Below are 23,549 nucleotides of genomic sequence, written 5' to 3'. Positions count from 1 at the left end.
CAGCCGATTTGTCTCAGAGGGCATACATGGTGAGTGTTCAATCGCCTCCCGGTGGCCGTGAACTTCCCTACGCGCGCGTGCTGTTGCTACCTGCCATAGCGATGGCCGGGGCGACCGGAGCCGCCGTCGCCCTGGTGACGGGGCCGGCCCGCGCCGCCGTCGGCTGGTGCGGAGCCATCGCCACGGTCCTGGTCGTCGCGGTCGCCGCCGAAGTGGTCCGCCGCGGCCGAACCGTCCGTACCCTGCGGGCCGAGCACGCCCGTCACACTGCGTATCTGGAGCGGCGCATCGCCGCCCACGACGAGGACTTCGACCGGTTCGGCAAGGAGGTCCTGCCGTACGGGCTCCATCTGCTGCGCGTGGCCGGTTCACCCACAGGGGTGATTCGCGAACTGCGTGGGCCGGACTCTCCGTACCGCGAACTCCCCGTCCCGCAGCGCAATCTGCTGGAGCAGGTACTGGAGATCATCGACCGCGAAGAGGCAATGCGGGACGGATCGCAGCGCGCGTTCGTCAGCATCGCCCGGCGCGTTCAGGCGATCGTCCACCAACAGGCCAACGAACTCCGGGAGATGGAGGAGGACCACGGCCGCAACCCCGAGGTCTTCGACGACCTCCTGCGCATCGACCACGGCACCGCGCTGATCGGCCGCCTCGCCGACTCCATCTCCGTGCTCGGCGGCGGCCGGCCCGGACGCCAGTGGCCCCAGCCCGTCGCGCTGTACAGCGTGCTGCGCGGCGCGATGTCCCGGATCCTGGAGTACCGCCGCATCGATCTGACCTCCATCGCGAAGGTCAACGTCGACGGCAACTCCGTCGAACCGCTCATCCACGCGGCGGCCGAACTCCTCGACAACGCCACGCGCTACTCGCCGCCCCACACCAAGGTGCACGTCACCGCGACCGAGGTGCAGACCGGTATCGCCATCGAGATCGAGGACGCCGGCGTCAGCCTCAGCGAGGAGTCGCGCAAGCGCGCCGAGGGCATGATCGCCCGCGCTCAGGCCGGCTTCGACCTCAACGACCTCGGTGAGTCCCCGCGCCTCGGCCTCGCCGTCGTGGGGCGCCTGTGCGAGTCGTACAAGATGCAGATCTCGCTCAGGCAGTCCGCGTACGGCGGTGTCCGCGCCGTTCTGGTCGTGCCGTCCGACATGCTCACCAGCGACCCCGCCCCGGGCCTCGCCCACGGTATCGGCGCCACAGCCGCACCCAAGATCGAACTCGGTGCGCTGGAAGGCCCCAAGCGCCCGCCCAAGAAGCGCCGCCCCACCACGGGCCCGCGGATCCCGGCGTCGGTCTCCATGGAGGACGACGTCCCGGAGGTCACCGAGTGGACCGAGAACGGTCTTCCCCAGCGCCGCAGCCGGGTCAAGACCCCGCTCAGCGAGCGGTACGCCCGCTCCAGGGCCGCCGAGGCCGAGATGGACGCCGACCCGGAGCTCCGCAAGCTGTGGGAGCCCGAGTCGCAGAAGAAGGACAAGGAAGAGGAGCCTCTGCCGGGCCTGTGGGTCGAGGCGTTCATGGAGGGCCTCAAGGGCGACCCGGACCCCACGGCCTTCACCAGGAACCCCGACGACCCGACGACGTTCTCGGGCCACCCGGACGACGCGGTCGACTTCCCCGGGTTCCCGCCCGCCGGCTCCAGGGCCCTCGACGGCCACCCGGACGACCGGGCGGCCTTCGGCGGCCACCGGGAAGACCCGACCGCAGCCAGCGCGACCAACCAGCAGCCGGCCCACGCCGAGGCCGACGACGAGGGGGACCTCAAGTGATCTCGCAGCGAGCCAACTTCGACTGGATGCTCAAGGAGCTCGCCGACGGCGTACCCGGTATCCAGCAGATCGTGGTGCTCTCCGCCGACGGCCTGCGCATCGCGCGCTACGGCGGCGACCCCGACGCCGCCGACCGTGTCGCCGCCGCCTGTGCGGGGCTGCAGAGCCTCGCGGGCGCCGTCGCGCACGAGATCCCGGACAGCGACGGCACGATGCGCATGGTCATCATCGAGGTCACCGGCGGCTACTTCTACCTGATGGCCGCCGGCCCCAACGCCTATCTCGCGGTCCTCGCCAACGTGGTCGCCGAGCCCGGCAACATGAGCAACCACATGCGCGACCTGGTGGTCCGGATCGGTGCCCACCTCACCAGCCCGCCCCGGCGGAACGGGCAGACCGTATGACTCCTCCGCAGCGCCGACGGCGCTGCCCGATCAAGCAGGAACCTCCGCCGGAGCAGCTCCAGCAGAGCGCACCCGGTGCGGACGGCGGAACGGACCAGGAGGGCACGAAGGGCAAGGAGGGGGAGCGGAAGAACCCCGAACGGCTCTATGTGCTCACCGGCGCTACCCCGGGCGGTGAGCGCGCCTCCCTCGACCTCGTCACGTTAATCGTGGCGTGCGCCGAACCCCCGCCCGCCGCCCCGCCGGAGCAGTCGGCGCTGCTCCGCCTCTGCAAGGCACCTCTGTCAGTGGCCGAGCTCTCGGCCTACCTCAACCTGCCGTTCAGCGTGGTGACCGTCCTGCTCACCGAGCTGCTGACGGCCGAACTGGTTCAGGCGCGCGATCCGCTCATCCGCCAGTCGCTGGCCGACCGTTCCCTCCTCGAAGCGGTGATGCATGGACTTCAAAAGCTCTGACACCATCACGGGTCCACGGACCGAGGACCGGCTGCCGCACAGCACCCAGGCCGCGGTGAAGATCGTGATCGTGGGCGGGTTCGGCGTCGGCAAGACGACCATGGTCGGTTCGGTCAGCGAGATCAGGCCGCTGACCACCGAAGAGACCATGACGCAGGCCGGCATCGGCGTCGACGACAACTACGGCTCCGACTCCAAGACCGCCACCACCGTGGCCATGGACTTCGGCCGCATCAGCATCACCGACCAACTGGTGCTGTACCTGTTCGGCACCCCGGGCCAGGAACGCTTCTGGTTCCTGTGGAACGGCCTGTTCGAAGGCGCCCTCGGTGCGGTCGTCCTGATCGACACCCGGCGCCTGGAAGTGAGCTTCGACGTCATAGGGCGACTGGAGGAACGGGGCGTGCCCTTCGTCATCGCCGTCAACTCCTTCCCGGACGCGCCCCGTTACCCGATCGAGGACCTGCGCTCGGCTCTCGACCTGGCCCCGGAGATCCCCATCGTGGAGTGCGACGCACGTCGCCGGGCCTCCAGCCGGGACACGCTCATGACGCTGATGCGGTTTCTGCACTCGCTGGAACTGACGAAGGCGTCTGTCTGAGGGCGGGGACCCGCCATCCGGCGGCTCACAGCCCGGCATCTCCAAGTCCGGCCTTTTCAAAGTCCGGGAACTCGCGACCCGGCAATCCACCAACTCTTCTGACACCGGATCCACTTCAGTTTCGGAGCGATCACCGTGACACCTGATCCCCACTCCCTGACCGACACGGACGACACCGCCCTCAGTCCACCCCCCGGCTGCCCCGCCCACGGCACCGGCCCCGGCGGACTGCGCCGGCTGTACGGCCCCGAGGCGGAGGACCTGGGCGCCGTGTACGAGAAACTGCGGGCCGAGCACGGCGCGGTGGCGCCTGCGCTGCTCCATGACGATGTGCCCATCTGGGTGGTGCTCGGGCATGGCGAGAACATGCACATGGTGCGCACGCCCTCGCAGTACTGCCGGGACACGCGTCTGTGGAGCCCCCAGCAAGAGGGCGACATCAAGCCCGACCACCCGCTCATGCCCCACATTGCGTGGCAGCCGATCTGTTGCCACGCCGAGGGCGACGAGCACCTTCGACTGCGCGGTGCGGTCGTCGGCGCGATGTCCACCATCGACCACCGGGGTATTCGCCGACACATCAAACGCGCGACCCAGGACCTCGTGAACAAGTTCTGCGAGAAGGGCACGGCCGATCTGGTCGGCCAGTTTGCGGAATACCTGCCGATGGCGATGATGTGCGAGATCCTCGGCATGCCCGAGGAGTACAACGACCGGCTGGTGCAGTCCGCCCGCGACGCGCTCAAGGGCACCGAGACCGCGATCGCCAGCAACACGTACGTCATGGAGGTTCTCGGCCGGCTCACCACCCGACGCCGTGCACAGCCTCAGGAGGACTTCACCAGCCACCTGATCGGGCACCCGGCCGGGCTCACGGACGACGAGGTCCGGGAGCACCTGCGGGTGGTGCTCTACGCCGCCTACGAGGCCACCGCCAACCTCCTCGCCAACGTGCTGCGCATCGTGCTCACCAACCCGGGCTTCCGTGCCCGCCTGAACGGCGGTCAGATGACCGTGCCCGAGGCGGTTGAACAGTCCCTGTGGGACGAGCCGCCGTTCAGTACGATCTTCGCCTACTTCGCCAAGCAGGAGACCGAGCTGGGGGGACAGCGGATCCGCAAGGGCGACGGCCTCCTTTTCGGAATCGCCCCGGGCAACGTCGACCCGCGCGTCCGTCCCGACCTCAAGGCCAACATGCGGGGCAACCGGTCCCACCTCGCCTTCGGCGGTGGATCCCACGAGTGCCCGGGCCAGGACATCGGCCGTGCGATCGCCGACGTCGGCGTCGACGCGCTGCTTACGCGCCTTCCGGACGTCCAACTCGCCTGCGAGGAGGACGAACTGCACTGGCGGGAGTCCATCTCGAACCGGCACCTGGTGGAACTGCCGGTGAAGTTCGCGCCGAAGCCCCAACAGGACCCCACGGAGGGGCCCCACGCCAATCCGGTTCCCCGGCAGAGGCCGGACAACTGGCGCGTCGACAACCAGCAGGCACCGGCCACGGCTCCCGAACCCGTCACCTCGACCGACGAGCACGACACGGTGCCCGCACCGGTCGGTCGGCCAAGCCTGTTCCGGCGCCTGCTGCGCTGGTGGCGTGGCGACTGAGCCGACGGGGCACCCGGTCTACCCGGCCCACCGCTCGTACGACGACCAGGCCCGCAGCGCACGTCGACTGGCGAACCGGTGCTCGAGCCCCGTGACCGGATCGGTGAACTCCATTACCCGCGCGAGGAGTTGCAGGGGGCGTCGGAAGTCACCGGCCGCCACGGGGTCGGCCACTACGGGATAGAGAGGATCTCCCAGGAGCGGCACCCCCAACGCGCTCATGTGCACCCTTAGTTGGTGTGTCTGCCCGGTGCTCGGTGTCAACCGGTACCGGGCGAGCCCGTTCCGGTGCTCCAGCAACTCGACCCGGCTGACGGCGTTGGGCTCGCCCTCGACCTCGCGGGCCGTCAGGACCCCCCGTTCCTTCACGATCCGGCTGATCACTGTGCGTGGCAGGACCAGTGTCGGGGAGTAGGGGGCGACAGCCTCGTACTCCTTCGCCACCCGCTTGTCGCGGAACAGCGTCTGGTAGGCGCCGCGCTCCTCGGGCCGCACGGTGAACAGGACCAGTCCGGCCGTCAGCCGGTCGAGCCGGTGCGCCGCGCCGAGCGTAGGGATCCCCAGCTCCCTCCGTAGCCGGGCCAGGGCCGTCTCGGCGACGTGGCTGCCGCGGGGGGTGGTGGCCAGGAAGTGCGGCTTGTCGGCCACCACCACGTGCTCGTCGCGATACACGACATCGACCGCGAACGGCACCCGCTCCTCGTCGGGCAGTTCACGGTGGAACCACACGAACATCCCCGGCACGTACGTCGTTTCCCGCGACACCGGACACCCCGTGACGTCCACGATCCGGCCCTCGTCGAACATCTCGTCGACGACCCCGGGCCCGGCCGCGAGCCGTGTCACGAGATGGTCCCGTACGGTCGCCCAGGCGTCCCCGGCCGGCAATCGCAGCCGCACCGGATCCACCCCGTCACGCTGCGGCAGGGGAGAGGGTGGGGGTGGAGTGCGGCGTCTCATCGGATCAAGCGTACGAGGCGTCCGAGAAGTTCGAGGAGTGGTGGAGGACTCCGGCGGCGGCCCGTCTACCCGGCGACGGCACCCGGCAGGTCGCTCCACCAGGCGATCGAGGGGATCCTCAGCGGGTCCGGGGCGGAGGCGTCGTAGGCGTGGCGGGAGGGCGGGATGCGCACGACGGAACCGCCTTGGGGGACGGTGTGGCGGGGGCAGGTAGCAGCCCAGTCGAGGTGCCCGCGGATCATGGACGCCAGGTTCGCGAGATAGCCGGACAGGGCGGGGCCCGAGGTCTCGTCGACCTCGCTGCGCAATCGCAGCCAGTTCGCCAGCACCTCGTCGCGCATGGAGGCGGCCTGAGCGAGGGCTCGGACGGGTCCGGCACCTGTCGTACGGGCGAGAACGTCTGGGAGGTTGTTGACGTCCTCGCCCCCGTCGCGACGGTCCTTGGCGTAGCCGCAGATGTCGTTGTCCCAGCCCAGGATGAGGCTGGTCATCTCCGTCAGGGCCCGCACCCCGGGTCGGTCCAGGTCCGCGAGGGTCGGTTCGACGCCGTCCACGGCGGCGGCAAGGTCCGTGAGCGGCAGCACCCAAGTGGTGGCGAGACGATTCTGTACGTACATGTCCAGGTCGGGCGCCAGGTGACGGGTGTTGTTCGTGCTCTCGCGCACCTCGGCGGCGAGGGTGACACGGAAGTGCCGGACGAGCCGTGCGGCGAGAGCCGGGGAGACCGTACGCCTCAGCCTTCGACCGATGTCGTGCAGCGCCCGAACCAGCGGATCGGCAGGTTCGGCGGGCAGGCCCGGGCCGAGCGCGTCGGAGAGCACCGGGGCGTAACGGGCGAAGTCGTCGGGCAGGCCGCGCAGCCGTCCGTCGTCGTTCAGGTCGTCGATGACGAACGTCAGAGTGAGGAGAGCGGCCATGGTCTGGGCACCGGTCAGGGTGGCACGTGGAACGAAGCGTGCCGCGAGGCCGGCGATGTCCGCGCTGACGAGGCGTGCGATCTCGTTGCTGCCTGCGGCGAGTCCGTGACGGATGCTCCATTCCAACTGGAACTCGGTGATCGAAGCGCGCTGGGGGTGGATCTGGCCGGGGATCGGGCACCACAGCGAGGGTATGGGGAACGGGCTGTGCGCTTGCTCCTTCATCGGTACTCCCTTCCTGGCCGTCGGCCCGGGGGTTCGGTCGGCCGACGGCGGGCGAAGTTGCATCCGTCCGGGCCGGTCGGGGCCGGCCCGCAGCGGTTGAGCGAGGTGCTCGCGCAGTGAACGTGGTCTGTTCGGGTCCGAGGGCTCCGGCTAGGAAAGAGGGGTCGCGAGCGGCTCTCGCAGAAGGTCCAGGAGCCCGCGACAGGTCAGGGCATGCGCTTGGGACGCCACGTCGGTGAGGAACGGCCGTGGGCCGCACATGGAAGGGTCCGGCTCGATCCAGGTGCCGTCGTCCAGTTGGCTTTCGACGAGGAAGCGTGCCGCACGTTCGAGCGCGTGAACCGTGCCGGTGTGCGAGCGGGTGAGGACGGTCACGGCGAGGGCTGTCGCCGCTGGGCTCGAGCTGCCCCCGCCGGGGAAGACGGGCCAGCCGCCGTCACTGTTCTGGGTCGCCGCCAGGGCCCTGGCCTCGGAGCGGACCGCGCCGGTGTGCCAGCCCACGACAGGGCTGATCTCCGCGGCGGGGTAGCCGGGGAAGATGTACCAGTCGGCGGTCCAGCGACCTGAACAGCGGTGCTGCCGCAGGAGCCAGCGGGTCGCCCGCCGGACTTCGACCTCCTCGGGGGCGTGGGCGCGTATTCCGGCGACCATGTGCGCGATGGTGTCCTGGGCCATGGTGTCCGAGGTCGTGGTCCACGTGGTCCACAGCCCCCGGTCGTCCTGGTGGGCACGCGCGTAGTCGGCAGCCGCCGGCCATGCGCGGCGGCCCTGGTTGGTGCCGGCCAGAGCCAGCAGGGTGTTCCCCGTGGTGTCGGCGTCGCAGGCCAGACCGGCGCCGGCGATCGCTCCCGACACACTCCCCCACCCTCCTTGGGGAGATTGGACGCGGGCCAGGAAGTCCAATGCCCTGGGCCGGGCGTGAGTGTCGAAGTCGGAGTGCCCGCGCAGACAACGAACCATCAGGCCGGTGTCCCAGACGTCGAACGTGGTGAACCGCCACGTACCGTCCGCGTGCTGGTCCGCCAGGAGCCTGTCTGCGCAACGGAGCGTGGCAGGTCGCCCCGGTGTGGCCCGGGTCAGTGCCAGGCAGGCCATGGCGGTGACCAGTGGCATTGCGTGGAACGAGCCGTCCGGGGACTGTTCGGCAATCAGGGCGGCAACGAGGCCGTCGTTCACCGGCAGGCCGGCCGCATGCCTGGCGATGATCGCGGCCGACAGGATCTGGGCCCGGTGCCAACCCGTCAGCGAAGCGCCGGCGTCATGACCGAGTGCCGACGTGGCGTGGGAGAGGAGCGCGAGCGGTGGGCAGTCCGGCGCGCCCGCGGCCACGCCGAGGGTCTGGAGAAGGGTCAACCGTCGCCGGTGTGCGGCGTCGACGAGGGGTAACACGGGCAGGGAGGGAGATCGGGTGCCATCAAGGACGAGCGTGCGAAGCCAGTCGTCCGCTGCCGCTGTGAAGACGTCATGTCGTTGGGGTTCGGCCTGTCGCAGCCACGCGTACAGACGGTCCTGGTGCGGAAATCCGCGTCCTCCCTCGGTCAGGGCAAAGGCGGCGAGGGCGTTTTCCAGGATGCGGGGTCGCGCGGGGGTCGCCCAGGAGCCGTTGGGCTGCTGCGCTGCCATACAGGCTGCGGCGGCCCGGTCGAGACAGCGCTGTGTCTCGAAGGCCGACACCGGTGTTTCCGGAGAGGGACATGTGTTACGGAAGCTATGCATAACAGCTCATCTCCGCAGCGCAGACGAAAGCCATCGGGGTTCCGATCAAGGCATGTCAAGGGACAGAGTCGGGGATAACCTTCCCTCCCGCCATGCGGTGCAAAGCGCACAGTTGTGCGCCCCTGCGCGCGCGGTAGTTCCCTCCGAGCTTCGATGTGTCTCACAATGGGGTTTGTGTGACCGGTAGTTGCAAGTCCTCGTCCCAAGTGGAGGGCGCACGAATCCGCAGTGAGGGCGGAAGCGGCAAGTTGGTACCTGTGCGCAAGGAGTTCACGCCTCTGTGCGCCCTCGTGCGCTCGGCTTGCGTTTTGATGCGACAGGGCAGTTTCCTCCTGGGAACGGGGTGTTGCCCGCCGCGCGGTGGACGCACGGGATCGCGGTCACTTCCGAGGAGGTTGCCGCTGACGGACTGAGCCGTCGGCCTTGGGCCGCCGCCGGAGAAGAGCTTCCCGCCGAAGTCCACGAAGTCCCGACGTCCTTGAGGCACGGCGCGATCTGATCCGTTCGGGTGGAGGCGTATCCGCCTTTCGCAGCGGGTGCTCGGCCGGTACCGGGCGGGCGGCGCCGGTTCTCCGACCGGGCACCGCCCGCCCCTCCGCGGCGGCGCCCGTGATGACCGTGGAGGACTGATGATGCAGGCCGACTACTCCTTCGTCACCGCGCCGGGGGCAGTGCCACTGCTCGGCCACACGCTGCGGTTCCTGCGCGACCCGCTGCGATTCCTGCGTTCGCTGCCCGCCTTCGGCGACATCGTCGCGATTCGGATCGGGCCCTTCAGCGCTCTCGTGGTCTGCGCCCCCGAACTCACCCGCCGGGTCCTCGTGGACGACCGGACCTTCGACAAGGGTGGCTTCCTGTTCGATCGCAGCAGGGAGTTCCTCGGCAACGGCCTCGGGACCTGCCCGCACAAGGACCATCGCCGACAGCGGCGAATGATCCAGCCGGCCTTCCACCAGGCACGCCTGCCGGGATACGCCCGGGAGATGAGCGCACAGGCCCGCGCGGTGGTCGAGACGTGGCAGTCCGGCCGAACAGTCGACGTCCTGGCCGAGACCACGGCGATCAGCCTGCGCACCACCGCAGCCACGATATTCTCCGCCGCGCCCGCCGCACTTCGTGAGTCGCTGGCCGCAGACCTGGCAACCCTCGAAGAAGGTGTGTTCCGGCGCATGCTGTTGCCACGCCATGTCGATGCCGTCCCCACTCCGGGCAAGCGCCGCTACGACCGCGCGCAGGCCCGTTCCCGGCAGACCATCCACCGCATCATCTCCGCATACCGAGCCGACAACGCGGACCACGGCGACCTGATGTCCCTTCTGCTGGCGGCCCAGGACGACCTCGCTGCCCCCGGGGCAGTGGGAGCGCGGCTGTCCGACGACGAAGTCAGGGACCAGGTCATGTCGTTCCTCTTCGCCAGCACGGACACGATCGGCAAAGCCCTCGCCTGGGCCCTGTACCTGCTGGGGAGCCACCCCCGCACAGCGGAGCGGCTGCATGCCGAGGTCGACGCGGTGCTGACCGACGGGGTGGCCACCTTCGAGGATCTGCCCCGGCTGGAGGAGACCCGGAACATCATCACCGAGACGATGCGCCTGTACCCGCCGGGCTGGTTGTTGACCCGTACCACCACGGTCGACACCGAACTCGGCGGCCGGCACGTCCCCGCTGGCACCGACGTCGTCATCAGCCCCTACCAGATGCATCACCGCGCCGACCTGTACACCGACCCGGAGCGCTTCGACCCCGACCGGTGGGGGCCCGAGCGGGCGAAGGCCATATCCCGCAGCGCCCACCTCACCTTCGGGGCAGGCGCCCGCAAGTGCATCGGTGACTCCTACGGGATGACCGAGGCGACCCTGGCGCTGGCAACCATTGCCGCCCGATGGCGACTTGAGCCCATCCCGGGCCGAAAGGTCAAAGCGGCGCCGTACGCGCTCGCCCTCGGCCCCAAGGGGCTGTTCATGCGTACCGTCGTGAGGCAAGCGAAAGGGGTACGGAACTCCTACTGAGGAGTTTCCGCCGGAGCCCGGGCAGGTTCCAGGTCGTGGCGCACGCTTCGTTCGCGAACGACCCGGTACACCACCCCACCCCCCACCGCGACCCCCAAAAACAGCACAGTGAACCACTGGAAGTACCAGTGCCCGCCCGCCGGGTCGTACACCGCCGCCCGCGGCCAGGCCAGGTTGATGGTCATGAAGAGGCCGTAGAGGAGGGCGAGGGCGTTGACGGGGATGCCCCAGCGGCCCAGGGAGAAGAGGGGCTTGCCGGTCTCGTCGGTGCCTTCGGACGTGAAGGTTCCGCGCAGGCGCTGGATCAGGAGTGGGCCGGTCACCATCGCGTATGCCAGGTACAGCATCACGATGCAGGTGGTGCCGATGGCCAGGAACGCTTCCGGGGAGGCGAAGTTGAGGAGGAGCAGGGCCGCCGCCAGGACGCCGACGACCACGGCCGGGGCGCTCGGCATGCCCGTGCGCGGGTTGACCTTGGCGAGGCGGGCCGAGCAGGGGAGTTGGCCGTCGCGTGCCATCGAGAACAGCATCCGGCTGGCCGCCGTCTGGATCGCGAGGGTCGCCACCGCGATGGCCACCACCACGTCGACCAGCAGGGCGCGGCCCACCCCGTCGCCGAGGCTGCTCGTCAGGACGTAGCTCAGGCCCTCGACGCCGAGTCGGCCGTCGGTGAGGCTCGGTGCGGCGAGGAGGCCGGCGAGGATGATCAGGCCGCCCAGCAGGCCCGCCGAGGCGAGCGCGGTGAGGATCGTGCGGGGTGCGGTGCGCCGGGGATGGTGTGTCTCCTCGCTCATCTCGCCCGCGCTGTCGAACCCGATCATCACGTACGCCGCTGTGAACGAGCCCACCAGCAGTGCCCCGGTCAGGCCGGACTCCAGTGCCGTACCGGTGTGGAAGGTGATGCCGGGAGTGCGCTCGGAGTGGGTGAACAGGAGCACGATGATCAGGACGGCGCCGATGATCTCGGCGGTCACACCGACCCGGTTGATCAGGGACATCACGCGGTTGTCCAGGACGTTGACCAAGGTCGTCAGGGCCAGTAGGAGCACGCCGAGAATCGCCGCGTTGGCCGCGCCGCTCGCCGAGGTCGGGGCCGGGTCGTCGCCGACCAGCTGGAAGCCGGACCAGATGGCCGGCATGACGACCTGGAGTGCCAGCGCCGCCGCCGCGACCACCACGATCTGTCCGATCACCATGATCCAGCCGGCGAACCAGCCGAAGGTGAGGGTGGAGAGCCGTGACGACCACTGGTAGATCGCACCGGAGATCGGATAGCGCGCGGCCAGTTCCGCGAAGCAAGCGGCGACCAGCAACTGGCCGATCAGTACGGCCGGCCAGGCCCAGAAGAAGACGGGGCCGCCGAACGCGTACCCGAAGGCGAAGAACTGGAAGACCGTCGTCAGGACCGAGATGAAGGAGAACCCGGCGGCGAACGAGGCGTACCGGCCCAGGCTGCGGTGCAACTCCTGGCGGTAGCCGAACTCGGTCAGGGAACGGTCGTCGGACGGCTCCGGCGGATCGGGGCGGACGTCGGAGGGAGCGGTCGTGGTCACGGCGGGACCTGCCTTCGGCGCGGTATTCCTGTCGGGTGACAGAAATTAGGGATGCGCTGTTTCGCAGGGATGTCGCGGCCGTGTCGAGGCGGGACCCAAGTCCTCACGCACCGGGGGCGGCTCGCCGACCGGGCGTCTTGTCGAGGCTCGGTGGCATGGCGTCGGCGCGGAAGAGGTCCGCGTGCGTGGCTTCGTGGCCGGGGGAGGGATGGTGCGGAGATCGCCCGGACCGACATGCGCGTGCGGCCGCTCGCGACCCTCTCCAGCAGGAACATCAACTTGACGTCGGGGGAGAGGAGTTCAAAGCCGCCCGGCCGCCCCGACGGGGGGAGACCCGCTCAGTTGGGGCGGTGCGCCGTCGGTCCGGCCCCGCGCGGGGGGCCGGACAATCGGGGCCCGGACCGTCGCGGGTCCCGGGCCCCTCGAACTCGTGTGAACCTGCGGAAGCTCAGGAGGTCGTCGGTTCGGCGGCTTCCTGCTCCGCCTCCACCTGTGCGTTCCAGTCCCGCTTGGACGCCTGCCAGCCGTCCTCGTTGTGGCCGAGACGCCAGTAGCCGGAGATCGAGAGGTCTTCGCGCGGGATCTCGCGTTCCACCCGCAGTACCCGGCGCAGCTCCTTCACGAAGGCCGCCTCGCCGTGCACGAACGCGTGCACGCGGCCCGCGGGGAACTCCAGGGCGCGTACGGCCTCGACAAGGGCCTCGCCGAGGGGCCGCTCACCGCGGTGCAGCCAGCGGACCTCCACGTCGGAGTCGATCTTCTGCTCCTCCTCGGAGCCGGAGATCTCCACGAACGCGTAGGCCTTGGCGCCGTCGGGCAGGGCCTCCAGGGCGCAGGCGATCGCGGGCAGCGCGCTCTCGTCCCCGGCGAGCAGATGCCAGTCGGCGTCGGGGTCGGGGGCGTAGGCGCCGCCGGGGCCGCCGAATACCACTGTCTCGCCCGGCTGGACGCGCATCGCCCAGGGGCCGGCCAGGCCCTCGTCGCCGTGCAGGACGAAGTCGAGGGTCAGCTCGCGCAGTTCGGGGTCCCAGGCGCGCACGGTGTAGGTGCGGGACACCGGCCACTGTTCGCGCGGGAACTCCTCGCGGATGCGCTGCAGGTCGAAGGGCTGGGGGTAGGTGACCCCCGGTGCTGGGAACTGCAGCTTCACATAGTGGTCGGTGCGGGTGCCGGCCGAGAACTCGGCGAGGCCGTCGCCGCCCAGGACCACGCGCTGCATGTGTGGGGTCAGTCGCTCGGTGCGGACGACCTGCGCGGAGTGGAGCTTCGGAGCCCTGCGTTCCGGGCGCTCTGCCATGACGGCCTCCCTGTTCCCTTGCTTAGGCTTACCTAAGTTAGCATCTCCCCCTGGTGAAATCCCGCTGCCCGAGGCGATCGATTTCGCAAAGATGCCTCAAAACGAGAGCGAGGCTCTCTGAAGCGGTGATGTCGCTCTCTTCGGGTGGGGCCTTGTGCCTGGTGGTGAGGTACGAGTGCATAGTGCCTCAGGGACGGTGCGCGGGCGTATCAGTGTCCGAGTGTCGTGAGCAATCTCTCCAGTGAACCCCCAAGTCCCCAGCGGGCGGCGAGCGCATCGAGCATCGCGGGGTCGTGAGGGGTGCGCGGCACCGCCGTGTTGACGTCCGGCAGTGGCACATCGCCGGCCACCAGGACGACCTTGGGCGCCACCTCGACGTACGGCCGTGACTCGTCGAGCCGCTTGCGCTGTGACGGCGTCAGTTTCGCCTTCGGGTCGTCGACCGCAGCCATGATCCCGGCCAGGTCACCGAACTCGGCCAGCAGCTTCGCGGCCGTCTTCTCGCCGATACCGGGCACGCCCGGCAATCCGTCGCTCGGATCGCCGCGCAACAGCGCGAGATCCGCGTACCCCCTTCCGTCCACCCCATACCTCTCGCGCAGCCAGGCCTCGTCGGTCAGCTGCAGGGAGCCCACGCCCTTGAGCGGGTACAGGACACGCACCCCCCGCGCGTCGTCGACCAGTTGGTACAGGTCCCGGTCGCCGGTGACGATGTCGACGGGGCCCTCGGCGCGGCCGGTGAAGGTGCCGATCACATCGTCCGCCTCGTACCCCGCGACGCCCACGCGCGCGATCCCCACCGCGTCCAGCACCGCTTCGATGATCGGCACCTGTGGCGACAGGGTGTCCGGCACCTCCTCCTCGTCCGGTCCCACCTCGCGCTCCTCGGCGACGCGGTGGGCCTTGTACGAGGGGATCAGGTCGACCCGCCACTGCGGACGCCAGTCCGCGTCCATGCACGCGACCAGGAGGTCGGGCCGGTGGTCCTTGACCAGCCGGTCGATGAATTCGAGCAGCCCGCGCACGGCGTTCACCGGCGTGCCGTCCGGAGCCTTCACGGACTCCGGGACGCCGAAATAGGCGCGGAAATAGAGCGAGGCGGTGTCGAGGAGCATCAGTCGTCCGGTCACGCCTCGCATCATGCCGTACACCACTGACAGTCAGCCCGCGCGCCACTTTCCGACGTCCCCGAGGACCCCGCCACCAGGCATCCCGTTACGTGTGCGAAGTCCTGTGAACTGGCCCACTCCTTCGTTTGCCCACGTCGGACAGGGGCAGGTGCGGCCACGGACACACCCAGTTGTTCGCACAACCGTCGTAAGCGAAGAACGTGAACCGAAGTGACACGACGAAGTGACACGACCGAAGCACACGACCGAGGAGCACCCTTGTCATCCAGGCTTGAGGCCGAGCATCTGTACAAGGTGTTCGGCAGACGACCCGGCGACGCGGTCACCCGGCTCGAAGAGGGAGCCGACCGCGACGCACTGCGCGACGACGGCACCACCGCCGCAGTCATCGACGCGTCCTTCACCGTGGAACCCGGCGAGATCTTCGTCGTCATGGGCCTGTCCGGCTCCGGCAAGTCGACGCTCCTGCGCATGCTCAACGGCCTGCTGGAACCCACCGCCGGACACGTCCGCTTCGACGGCCAGGACATGACCGCGCTCGGCGACCGCGAACTGCGCGCGCTGCGGGCGAACAAGATCAGCATGGTCTTCCAGCACTTCGCGCTCTTCCCGCACCGGAGCGTCCGTGAGAACGCCGCATACGGCCTGTCCGTGCAGGGCGTGCCCCGCGCCGAGCGCGAGCGCCGCGCCGACGAGGCGCTCGCCCTGTGCGGTCTGGCCGGCTGGGAGAACTCGTGGCCCGACGAGCTGTCCGGCGGCATGCAGCAGCGCGTGGGCCTGGCCCGGGCGCTCGCCACCGACGCCGACCTGCTGCTCATGGACGAGTCGTTCAGCGCGCTCGACCCGCTGATCCGCCGGGACATGCAGGACCAGCTCCTGGAACTCCAGAAGACCCTCAAGAAGACCATCGTGTTCATCACCCACGACCTCAACGAGGCCATGCGCCTGGGCGACCGCATCGCCGTCATGCGTGACGGACGCATCGTCCAGACGGGCACCGCGGAGGACATCCTCGTCCGTCCCGTCGACGACTACGTCGCCTCCTTCACCAAGGACGTCGACCGCTCCCGCGTCCTCACCACGGGCGCCGTCATGGACCCGGACACACGCGGCGACGAGGCCGACTGCGACTGCCCGACCGCGACGCCCGACACGCCGTTCACCGAACTCTGCGCGCTGAGCGCCCGACTGTCCCACCCGGTCGCGGTGCTCACCGACGACGGCGAACTGGTCGGCGTCGTACGGCGGCAGCGCCTCGTCGGCTTCCTGGGAGACCGGCAGGGCGCCCCCGAGCCCTGCGACCACCCGAGTGTCCCCGCCCATGCCGAGGGGAAGGTGACCGCCCGTGCCTAGGCTCCAGCTCGGCGACTGGGTCGACGACGGCGTCAGCTGGCTCGTCGACCACATGTCCTGGCTCTTCGACGCGATCAAGACGGTCGTGGAGGGCCTGTACGACGGCATCGACGGGGTGCTCACCGCCCCCGAGCCCCTCCTCCTGGCAGGCATCCTCGCGGTGGCCGCCTGGTGGCTGCGCGGCCTGGTCGCGGGCGTGCTCGCCTTCGCCGGATTCGCGCTCGTCGACTCCATGGCCCTGTGGGACAAAGCCATGTCGACGCTCGCCCTGGTGCTCGTCGCCACCCTGATCGCCCTGGTGGTCTCGATCCCGCTGGGCATCTGGGCGGCCCGCTCCAGGACGGTCAGCGCCGTCGTCCGGCCCGTCCTGGACCTGCTCCAGACGATGCCGTCGATGGTGCTGCTGATCCCGGCGATCCTGTTCTTCGGCATGGGCGTCCCCGCGGGCGTCGTCGCCACCCTGATCTTCGCCCTCGCGCCCGGCGTACGCATGACCGAACTCGGCATCCGGCAGGTCGACGCCGAACTCGTCGAGGCCGCCGAGGCGTTCGGCACCCCGCCCCGCGACACACTGCTGCGCGTGCAGCTGCCGCTCGCGCTCCCGACGATCATGGCGGGCGTCAACCAGGTCATCATGCTCGGCCTGTCCATGGTCGTCATCGCCGGGATGGTCGGCACCGGCGGGCTCGGCGGCGCCGTCAACGAGGCCATCGGCCAGCTCGACATCGGACTCGGCTTCGAGGCGGGCCTCGGCATCGTCGTCCTCGCCATCTACCTCGACCGGATGACCGGCGCCCTCGGCACCCAGATCTCCCCGCTGGGCCGCCGCGCCGCCGCGAAGGCCCGTACCGCGGGCACCCCGAAGCTCTGGAACCACCGCCCCAGCCCGGTCGTCGCGCTGGCCGGCGTGCTCGTCCTGGCGCTCGTCGCCGGCGGTCTCGGCGTCTTCGGCTCCTCCGCGCAGACCACCCGGGCCACCGGGACGGACGTGGGCCAGGGCAAGAAGGTCACCATCGGTTACATCCCCTGGGACGAGGGCATCGCCACGACGTTCCTGTGGAAGGAGCTCCTGGAGGAGCGCGGCTTCGACGTCACGACCACCCAGTACGCGGCCGGCCCGCTGTACACGGGCCTGGCCACCGGCCAGATCGACTTCCAGACGGACTCCTGGCTGCCCGTCACCCACGCCGAGTACTGGAAGAAGTACGGCGACCGGCTGGAGGACCTGGGCAAGTGGTACGGCCCCACCTCCCTGGAGCTGACCGTCCCCTCGTACGTGAAGGGCGTCGACTCGCTCGCCGACCTCAAGGGACAGTCGTCGAAGTTCAAGGGCCGGATCGTCGGCATCGAACCGAGCGCCGGGATGATGGGCCTCCTCAAGGACAAGGTCCTGGGGGCGTACGGCCTCGACGGCGAGTACGAGGTCGTCGACGGCTCCACCCCGGCGATGCTCGCCGAACTCAAGCGCGCGTACGCCAAGAAGGAACCGATCGCCGTCACCCTCTGGTCGCCGCACTGGGCGTACAGCGACTACGACCTGAAGAAGCTCAAGGACCCGAAGGGCGCCTGGGGCAAGGGCGACGGCGTGCACACACTCGCCCGCAAGGGCTTCGCCGAGGACAACCCCGAGGTCGGCGGCTGGCTGAAGAACTTCTCCATGACGGAGAAGCAGCTCACCGGTCTGGAGGCGCGCATCCAGCAGGCGGGCAAGGGCGGGGAGCAGGACGCCGTCCGGGCCTGGCTGAAGGCGAACCCCGGGCTCGCCGAGAAATGGGCACCGGCGGGCGATTCCGGGGGGAAGAGCGGCGCGAACGGGGTATCCAACAACTGAGGGAGCCGCTCTCAGGAGGGGTGGGTCGAACCGGGAGGCACGCGCGCGTGCGGGTGTCTCGGTGCGGCCCACCCCTCGGCGCGTTCCCGGACGGACACGTTCCGCGTACGAGAGGGATCCGGCCAACCACGGAGCGCTAGGCCATCACCTGGCTCTTCCGCCCCGTCGGCGGGTCCCGCTGGTCAGGTCCGTCGCCCGTGCGCGTGGAGGGGTACCGGGAGGGGCTCGGCGGCCCCTCCACTGGCGTGAACCGTGAGGGTCCTGCCCGACGGGGGGCGACACCGATGTGACGGGCGCGTGAAACGGTTTGACGAACATGCGTAGGGTGCAAGGAAGTCATCAGGGAACGCGTCGTGCATGGTTCGGGGACGATCCGGCGAACAGCCACCGAACACGCGGCGCGATGCGCTGTGATGGGACGTGCACCACCGGGACGCGACGACGAGCCGAGGAGGGAGCCGGAGCTATGGGCGACCACAAAGAACAGCCCCTGCGGGTGGGCGCGGCCGTCCGGCGGCGGCGCCGGGCGCTGGAGCTCACCCTCGCCGTCGTGGCCGAACGCAGCGGCCTGTCGGTTCCCTTCCTGAGCCAGATCGAGAACGAGCGGGCGCGGCCCAGCCGCAGCTCCCTGGAGAAGGTCGCCGACGCCCTGCGTACCACCGCTGTCGAACTCCTCGCGGCGGCCGACCCGGCGTGCAGCGTGGACGTCGTCCGCGCGGACGCCCTGGAACCCGCCCCCGACGAGCCCCGGGTGCGCTCCCTCGTCCGCGGCCACCAGCAGCTGCACGCCATGGAGTTCACCGGCGACCACGACGCCGGCCGCGAGTTCCAGCACCGCAACGACGAGTTGATGTACGTCGCCGACGGCGCCGTCGAGATCGAGGCGGAGGGCCGCGCACACCGGCTCGGCCGCGGCGACACGCTGTACCTGACGGGCGGGGTGCGGCACCGCTGGCGGGCTACGGTGCCGGACACCCGGGTGATCGTGGTGGCGGTGGCCGAACACATCGAGGCGGTGCAGGACGGGCGGCGCTGAGTTGTCCGGTGCCTGAGTTGTCCGGTACCTGAGCGTCCCGGTGCCTGAGCCGCCAGGGTGCCGAAACGCCCTGTACGAATTCCCGCGGCTGCTCCACGACCCGGCCTTCGCCGTCAACTCGTATCCGCTGATCGGCAGTTGGAGAGCACGACCATGAGAGTGATCTCGCTGGTGCCGTCCCTGACGGAGGCGGTGGCGGTCACGGTGCCCGGCGTTCTGGTCGGGGCCACGGACTGGTGCAGTCACCCGGCGGACCTCGGCGCCGGCGTCGTACGCGTCGGCGGCACCAAGAACCCCCAGGTCGAGCGGATCGTCTCACTCGCGCCCGACCTGGTCGTCGCCAACGAGGAGGAGAACCGCGAACCGGACCTCGCCGCCCTGCGCGCGGCGGGCGTCGAGGTGCTGCTCACCGAAGTGCGGGACGTGCCGCAGGCGTTCCGCGAACTGGAGCGGGTGGTGACGGCGTGCGGCGCGGGATCGCGCCCCCGGTGGCTGGACGAGGCGGAGACGGCATGGGCGACGCCGGAGCGATGGTGGCGGACGGCCGCCGACGGCCGTACGACCGCTGTCGTGCCGATCTGGCGGCGCCCCTGGATGGTGCTCGGGCGGGACACCTTCGCGGGTGACCTCCTGGCGCGGCTGGGCGTCGACAACGCGTACGCGGGCCACAGCGAACGCTATCCGCGGGTACCGGTCGAGGAACTGCGAGTCGCCGCCCGCGGCGGGATGGTCGTGCTGCCGGACGAGCCGTACCGTTTCACGGCCGAGGACGGTCCCGAGGAGTTCGAGGGGCTGCCCTGCGCGCTCGTCAGCGGGCGCCATCTCACCTGGTACGGGCCGTCACTGGCAGAGGCGCCACGCGTACTGGGCGAGGCCCTGCGAGCAGCTCACCGCTGACCAGACCCCGGACGGTACGGGTGGCGGCGCCGGCCCAGGCGGCGACGAGCAGCGCGTACAGGGCGACGGCCAGGACGTGGAAGGCGGCGAGCCCGGTGTGCCGGCCGAGACTCTCCGCACCGGTGACACAGGTGCCCACCGGGAAGGTGAAGGCCCACCACGTCATCGTGAAGCCCATGCCCCGGCGCCGGGCGCGCAGCACCAGCGCACCGGCGAGGCCGAGCCACAGCAGGGCGAAGCCCATGACGGGCACGCCGTAGAGGACGGCGGCGGCAGCGGCGGCGGAACGCGGGACGGGTACGACGTCGGGGGCGAGGTCGGCGAAGTTGCCGACGGCGGTGGTGGACTGGCCGAGCGGGCCCAGGGCCAGGAACAGGGTGGGGGTGAGAGCGAGCGGGAGCGAGAGCGAACCCGTCGTCACGAGGCGCCCGAAGACCACCGGCAGCACCACGAGGGTCGCCAGCAGACTCAGGCCGAACATGGCCAGGCAGGCCAACAGAAGCGTCCGCTGCCCCTGACCCGGCGGGAGATGGGGGACGAGAAGCGGACCGAGTGCCGCGGACACCATGGGCGCGACGACGGGGAGCAGCCATACGGGGCTGGGCGTCCCGCGGCGTACGACCAGCAGGTACGGGACGGCGACGGCGGCGACGAGTCCGACAACCGTCCCCGCGGTGAACAGGACCGCGTCCAGGGCGAGGGCGGCCGGGAGGCCGATCCAGTCCCGGCCGACGACGAGGGCGCCGCCGCCGACGGCCGTCAGGGCCATGGCGAGGCAGCCGTAGAAGGGTGCGGTCGCCGGGTCGAGGAGGTGGGCGCGGGCCTGGTCGCGGTGGTGGGCCCAGTGCAGGGAGCGGGCGCAGAGAAGCGCGAGCAGGAGGGCGAGGGAGAGGGTCCACACGGCCGTGCAGACGGTACGCAGTCCGGGGACGCCGTCCGCGCCGGGGAGACCGGCGCCCGCGGTACCCACGATGGCGGTTCCCATCACGGGGGCGTACCAGTTGGGGCCGAGATGCCGGAGGCTGTCGGGGACGAGGGCGGGCCGGGGCCGGGGGAGCGGGTGGGTGAGGGCGGGTGCTGCGGTGGCCATGCCCTCACCGTCGCGCCGGGGACGGACGGTCACCAGGGGGTTCCGGTGAATGAGGACATAAGCTGGATCTATGGGTGATGTGGAAGGCAGGGCCGTGCAGTCGTCGGGGGTCGCGCGGCGGGTTCCGGACCTCGGGGCGATGGAGCTGCTGCTGGCCGTGGCGCGGCTGGGCAGTCTCGGGCGGGCGGCGCAGGAGCTGGGCGTCACGCAACCGGCCGCCAGCAGCCGCATCCGGTCGATGGAACGCCAACTGGGCGTCGCCCTCGTGGACCGCTCGCCGCGCGGCTCCCGGCTCACGGACGCCGGTGTGCTCGTCACCGACTGGGCTCGGCGGGTCGTGGAGGCGGCGGAGGCGTTCGACGCCGGGGCGCAGGCCCTGCGTGCGCGACGTGACTCCCGGCTGCGGGTGGCGGCCAGTATGACGATCGCCGAGTACCTCCTGCCGGGCTGGCTGCTGGCGCTGCGCGCGCTGCGGCCCGAGACGGCGGTGTCGCTGCTCGCGGGAAACTCGGCTGCGGTGGCCGAACGGGTCCTGTCGGACGAGGCCGACATCGGCTTCGTGGAGGGGACGGGCGTACCGAGCGGGCTGGACTCGGTGGTCGTCGCGAAGGACCGGCTGATCGTGGTGACGGCGCCGGGGCACCCGTGGGCGCGGCGGCGGAAGCCGGTGGGGGCGGAGGAGCTGGCGGTGACGCCGTTGATCCTCCGGGAGGAGGGATCGGGCACGCGGCAGGTGCTCGACACCGCGTTGGGCGGGTTGGCGCGTCCGCTGATCGAGCTGTCGTCGACGACCGCGGTGAAGGCGTCGGCGGTGGGTGGGGCGGGGCCCGCGGTGCTCAGTGAACTGGCGGTGGGGGAGGAGTTGGCCACGCGGCGGTTGGTGTGTGTGCCGCTGGACGGGGTGCGGCTGGATCGGGAGCTGCGGGCGGTGTGGCCGACGGGGCATCGGCCGGTGGGGCCGGCGCGGGAGTTGCTGGGGTTGACGCGGGGGTGAGGGGTGGGTGGGCGGTGAGTTCTTCGCCCCCGCCGCCCCTACCCGTCCCATCCCGTTCCTGGGGGCTGCGCCCCCAGACCCCCCTCCGGCCCTGAAGGGGCCTTGTCCTCAAACGCCGGACGGGCTGGGGGTGCGTGCCGTGTCCTCAAGTGCCGGACCGGCTGAAAGCCACCAACGCCTCCATCACCCTCACGTCCTCGCCCATCTCCGGATGCCACTGCACCCCCAGTACCCACTCGGAACCCTCTGCCTCCACCGCCTCCACCGTTCCGTCCGCCGCGTACGCCGAGGGGACCAGACCTCTTCCCAGGCGGTCCACCGCCTGGTGGTGGAACGTCGGTACGGACGTCTCCTCGGGTACCGCCTCCTCGTACCGCGAGCCCGGTACCGGCTTCACGGTGTGGTGGCCGAAGACGCCAGGTGTCTCCGCGTGGCCGTCGATGTGCTGGATCAGCGTGCCGCCCAGGGCGACGTTCAGCAGCTGCATGCCCCGGCAGATGCCCAGCAACGGGGTGCCGGTCGCCAGCGCCGCCTCGATCAGGGCCAGTTCCCACGCGTCCCGCTCCTCGGCGGGCGGGCCCGTACGCGGGTCGCGTTCCTCGCCGTACCGGGCGGGATCGACATCGGGACCGCCCGCGATCACGACACCGTCGAGCCGGGCGACCGTCGCGGCGGCGTGGGCCGGGTCGTCCGGCGGGAGCATCGCGGCGATGCCCCCGGCCCGCTGCACGAGCCGCGGATACCCGGCCGGCAGCAGCGCCGCGGGCAGCTCCCACGCACCCCAGCGCGTCCTGGAGTCCAGGTATGTGCTGACGCCGATGAGCGGTCGTCGTCCGGTCGTGGTCACGAGGGTCTCCCTGGCATCCAGCGGGCAATCGGTGCGGCTTTCAATGGCGTACAGCCATACCTTTGCCGACCTTCGTTCCGGGTGGCAACCCATGTCCCACCCGGGTCACGCCAGGAACCCCCGCAACAGCGCCGCCGTCCCCGAGCAGTGCTCCCGCATCATCTCCCGCGCCCCGTCAGCGTCCCCGTCGAGCACCGCGTCCACCAGCGCCGCGTGCTGCCGCTGCGAGTGCTCCAGATTGCGTACCAACAGCGGGATGCAGTCCAGCAGGTCGTTCACCGTCGCCCGTACCGCCGCGTACTGCGAGGTCAGCGTCGGTGAGCCGCACAGCTCGGACAGCGTGAGGTGGAGGAGGGTGTCCAGGCGGCGGTAGTCCGGCAGCGGCGCGTCCTGGGTGCGCGCCAGCGCCTCCCGCAGCCGGGCCGTCTGCTCGGGAGACAGCCCGTGCTGCGCGCACAGGCCCGCCGCACCCACCTCCAGCACCTCCCGGAAGCGAAGAACGTCCTCGATGTCGACCGCGCTGATCCGGCGCCGCAACTCGACCTCGCCGCCCGCGCCGTCCCGGGGGAGTACGAACGTGCCGCCGTACCGGCCGCGCCGCGACTCCACGAGCCCCTGGTCCTGGAGCACCTTCAGCACCTCGCGCAGTGTCACCCGGCTGATCCCGAGCCGCTCCGCGAGTTCGCGCTCCGCCGGGAGCCGCTCACCGCCCGGTACCAGGCCCAGTCGTACGACCTGGAGGATCTGTTCCAGCGCCTCCTCGAACCCGTTGCCCGCCCGCACGGGCCGCAGTACCGGCGTCAACCGGTCCTCCAAGCCGCCCTCCGCGTCCAGCGACATCTCGCTGTGCCCCC

Annotated in this window: 20 protein-coding genes; 11 read left to right on the top strand and 9 right to left on the bottom strand. The window is 70.6% G+C overall.

Annotated elements, in window-relative coordinates; translation table 11 throughout:
* Positions 1 to 26: 26 nt before the first annotated feature.
* The 5 genes from OHN74_RS07600 (at position 27) to OHN74_RS07580 (ending at position 4,840) form a co-directional block, all read left to right on the top strand.
* The gene (locus OHN74_RS07600; RefSeq protein ID WP_327693756.1) at positions 27 to 1,772 is read left to right on the top strand and encodes a sensor histidine kinase; all 1,746 of its coding nucleotides are present in this window, start codon (positions 27 to 29) and stop codon (positions 1,770 to 1,772) included.
* Positions 1,769 to 2,176 carry a roadblock/LC7 domain-containing protein gene (locus OHN74_RS07595; RefSeq protein ID WP_319094099.1) on the top strand — a complete coding sequence of 136 codons (408 nt, stop codon included), beginning with the start codon at positions 1,769 to 1,771 and terminating at the stop codon, positions 2,174 to 2,176. Before OHN74_RS07600 ends, OHN74_RS07595 begins: the two co-directional genes overlap by 4 nt.
* Positions 2,173 to 2,631 (top strand): DUF742 domain-containing protein, encoded by a 459-nt coding sequence (locus tag OHN74_RS07590; protein WP_327693755.1) that lies wholly within the window; start codon positions 2,173 to 2,175, stop codon positions 2,629 to 2,631. The genes OHN74_RS07595 and OHN74_RS07590 overlap by 4 nt, the downstream gene beginning before the upstream one ends.
* Positions 2,612 to 3,232 carry a GTP-binding protein gene (locus tag OHN74_RS07585; protein ID WP_327693754.1) on the top strand — a complete coding sequence of 207 codons (621 nt, stop codon included), beginning with the start codon at positions 2,612 to 2,614 and terminating at the stop codon, positions 3,230 to 3,232. Before OHN74_RS07590 ends, OHN74_RS07585 begins: the two co-directional genes overlap by 20 nt.
* A 135-nt stretch (positions 3,233 to 3,367) precedes the next feature.
* Positions 3,368 to 4,840: a cytochrome P450 gene (locus OHN74_RS07580; RefSeq protein WP_327693753.1), complete on the top strand. Its 1,473-nt coding sequence runs from the start codon at positions 3,368 to 3,370 to the stop codon at positions 4,838 to 4,840.
* 18 nt (positions 4,841 to 4,858) lie between these two features.
* Here the strand turns inward: OHN74_RS07580 and OHN74_RS07575 are convergent, their stop codons facing one another.
* The 3 genes from OHN74_RS07575 to OHN74_RS07565 form a co-directional block, all read right to left on the bottom strand.
* On the bottom strand, positions 4,859 to 5,800 hold the full coding sequence (locus OHN74_RS07575) for an RluA family pseudouridine synthase (protein ID WP_327693752.1): 942 nt from the start codon (positions 5,798 to 5,800) through the stop codon (positions 4,859 to 4,861).
* A 65-nt stretch (positions 5,801 to 5,865) separates the two neighbouring features.
* Positions 5,866 to 6,942 (bottom strand): terpene synthase family protein, encoded by a 1,077-nt coding sequence (locus tag OHN74_RS07570; protein ID WP_327693751.1) that lies wholly within the window; start codon positions 6,940 to 6,942, stop codon positions 5,866 to 5,868.
* A 150-nt stretch (positions 6,943 to 7,092) separates the two neighbouring features.
* On the bottom strand, positions 7,093 to 8,616 hold the full coding sequence (locus OHN74_RS07565; RefSeq protein ID WP_327693750.1) for a prenyltransferase/squalene oxidase repeat-containing protein: 1,524 nt from the start codon (positions 8,614 to 8,616) through the stop codon (positions 7,093 to 7,095).
* Between the two features lie 671 nt (positions 8,617 to 9,287).
* Here OHN74_RS07565 and OHN74_RS07560 point away from each other — a divergent pair.
* Positions 9,288 to 10,667, top strand: coding sequence for a cytochrome P450 (locus OHN74_RS07560; protein ID WP_327693749.1), 1,380 nt, complete (start codon positions 9,288 to 9,290; stop codon positions 10,665 to 10,667).
* Here OHN74_RS07560 and OHN74_RS07555 read toward each other — a convergent pair.
* The 3 genes from OHN74_RS07555 to OHN74_RS07545 form a co-directional block, all read right to left on the bottom strand.
* The gene (locus OHN74_RS07555) at positions 10,661 to 12,220 is read right to left on the bottom strand and encodes an amino acid permease (protein ID WP_327693748.1); all 1,560 of its coding nucleotides are present in this window, start codon (positions 12,218 to 12,220) and stop codon (positions 10,661 to 10,663) included. The two genes, OHN74_RS07560 and OHN74_RS07555, sit on opposite strands and share 7 nt — an antisense overlap.
* A 448-nt stretch (positions 12,221 to 12,668) precedes the next feature.
* The gene (locus OHN74_RS07550) at positions 12,669 to 13,517 is read right to left on the bottom strand and encodes a siderophore-interacting protein (RefSeq protein ID WP_327693747.1); all 849 of its coding nucleotides are present in this window, start codon (positions 13,515 to 13,517) and stop codon (positions 12,669 to 12,671) included.
* A gap of 209 nt (positions 13,518 to 13,726) precedes the next feature.
* A complete protein-coding gene (locus OHN74_RS07545; protein ID WP_327700034.1) occupies positions 13,727 to 14,656 on the bottom strand; it encodes a 5'-3' exonuclease in 930 nt (309 codons plus the stop codon).
* Positions 14,657 to 14,905: 249 nt separating this feature from the next.
* On the opposite strand from OHN74_RS07545, the gene OHN74_RS07540 reads away from it, so the two are divergent.
* The 4 genes from OHN74_RS07540 to OHN74_RS07525 all read left to right on the top strand — a co-directional run bounded on the left by OHN74_RS07540 (position 14,906) and on the right by OHN74_RS07525 (position 19,764).
* Positions 14,906 to 16,000 carry a quaternary amine ABC transporter ATP-binding protein gene (locus OHN74_RS07540; protein WP_327693746.1) on the top strand — a complete coding sequence of 365 codons (1,095 nt, stop codon included), beginning with the start codon at positions 14,906 to 14,908 and terminating at the stop codon, positions 15,998 to 16,000.
* Positions 15,993 to 17,831, top strand: a complete 1,839-nt coding sequence (locus tag OHN74_RS07535; protein WP_327693745.1) for an ABC transporter permease/substrate binding protein — start codon at positions 15,993 to 15,995, stop codon at positions 17,829 to 17,831. Before OHN74_RS07540 ends, OHN74_RS07535 begins: the two co-directional genes overlap by 8 nt.
* A 466-nt stretch (positions 17,832 to 18,297) precedes the next feature.
* Entirely contained in the window at positions 18,298 to 18,867 is a 570-nt protein-coding gene (locus OHN74_RS07530; protein ID WP_327693744.1) for a helix-turn-helix domain-containing protein, read from the top strand.
* A gap of 153 nt (positions 18,868 to 19,020) precedes the next feature.
* Entirely contained in the window at positions 19,021 to 19,764 is a 744-nt protein-coding gene (locus OHN74_RS07525; protein ID WP_327693743.1) for a helical backbone metal receptor, read from the top strand.
* On the opposite strand, the gene OHN74_RS07520 is transcribed toward OHN74_RS07525, so the two are convergent.
* The gene (locus OHN74_RS07520; RefSeq protein WP_327693742.1) at positions 19,691 to 20,854 is read right to left on the bottom strand and encodes a TDT family transporter; all 1,164 of its coding nucleotides are present in this window, start codon (positions 20,852 to 20,854) and stop codon (positions 19,691 to 19,693) included. The two genes, OHN74_RS07525 and OHN74_RS07520, sit on opposite strands and share 74 nt — an antisense overlap.
* 70 nt (positions 20,855 to 20,924) lie before the next feature.
* Between OHN74_RS07520 and OHN74_RS07515 the strand changes: the two genes are divergently transcribed.
* Positions 20,925 to 21,848, top strand: a complete 924-nt coding sequence (locus OHN74_RS07515; protein WP_327693741.1) for a LysR family transcriptional regulator — start codon at positions 20,925 to 20,927, stop codon at positions 21,846 to 21,848.
* Between the two features lie 145 nt (positions 21,849 to 21,993).
* Here OHN74_RS07515 and OHN74_RS07510 read toward each other — a convergent pair whose 3' ends face one another.
* Positions 21,994 to 22,695, bottom strand: a complete 702-nt coding sequence (locus OHN74_RS07510; protein WP_327693740.1) for a gamma-glutamyl-gamma-aminobutyrate hydrolase family protein — start codon at positions 22,693 to 22,695, stop codon at positions 21,994 to 21,996.
* A 105-nt stretch (positions 22,696 to 22,800) separates the two neighbouring features.
* Entirely contained in the window at positions 22,801 to 23,535 is a 735-nt protein-coding gene (locus OHN74_RS07505; protein WP_327693739.1) for a FadR/GntR family transcriptional regulator, read from the bottom strand.
* Positions 23,536 to 23,549 lie beyond the last annotated feature (14 nt).

Source organism: Streptomyces sp. NBC_00459 (assembly GCF_036013955.1).
Taxonomy (GTDB): domain Bacteria; phylum Actinomycetota; class Actinomycetes; order Streptomycetales; family Streptomycetaceae; genus Streptomyces.
The sequence above is the reverse complement of the archived record's forward strand: the minus strand, read 5'-3'. Positions and strand labels throughout refer to the sequence as shown.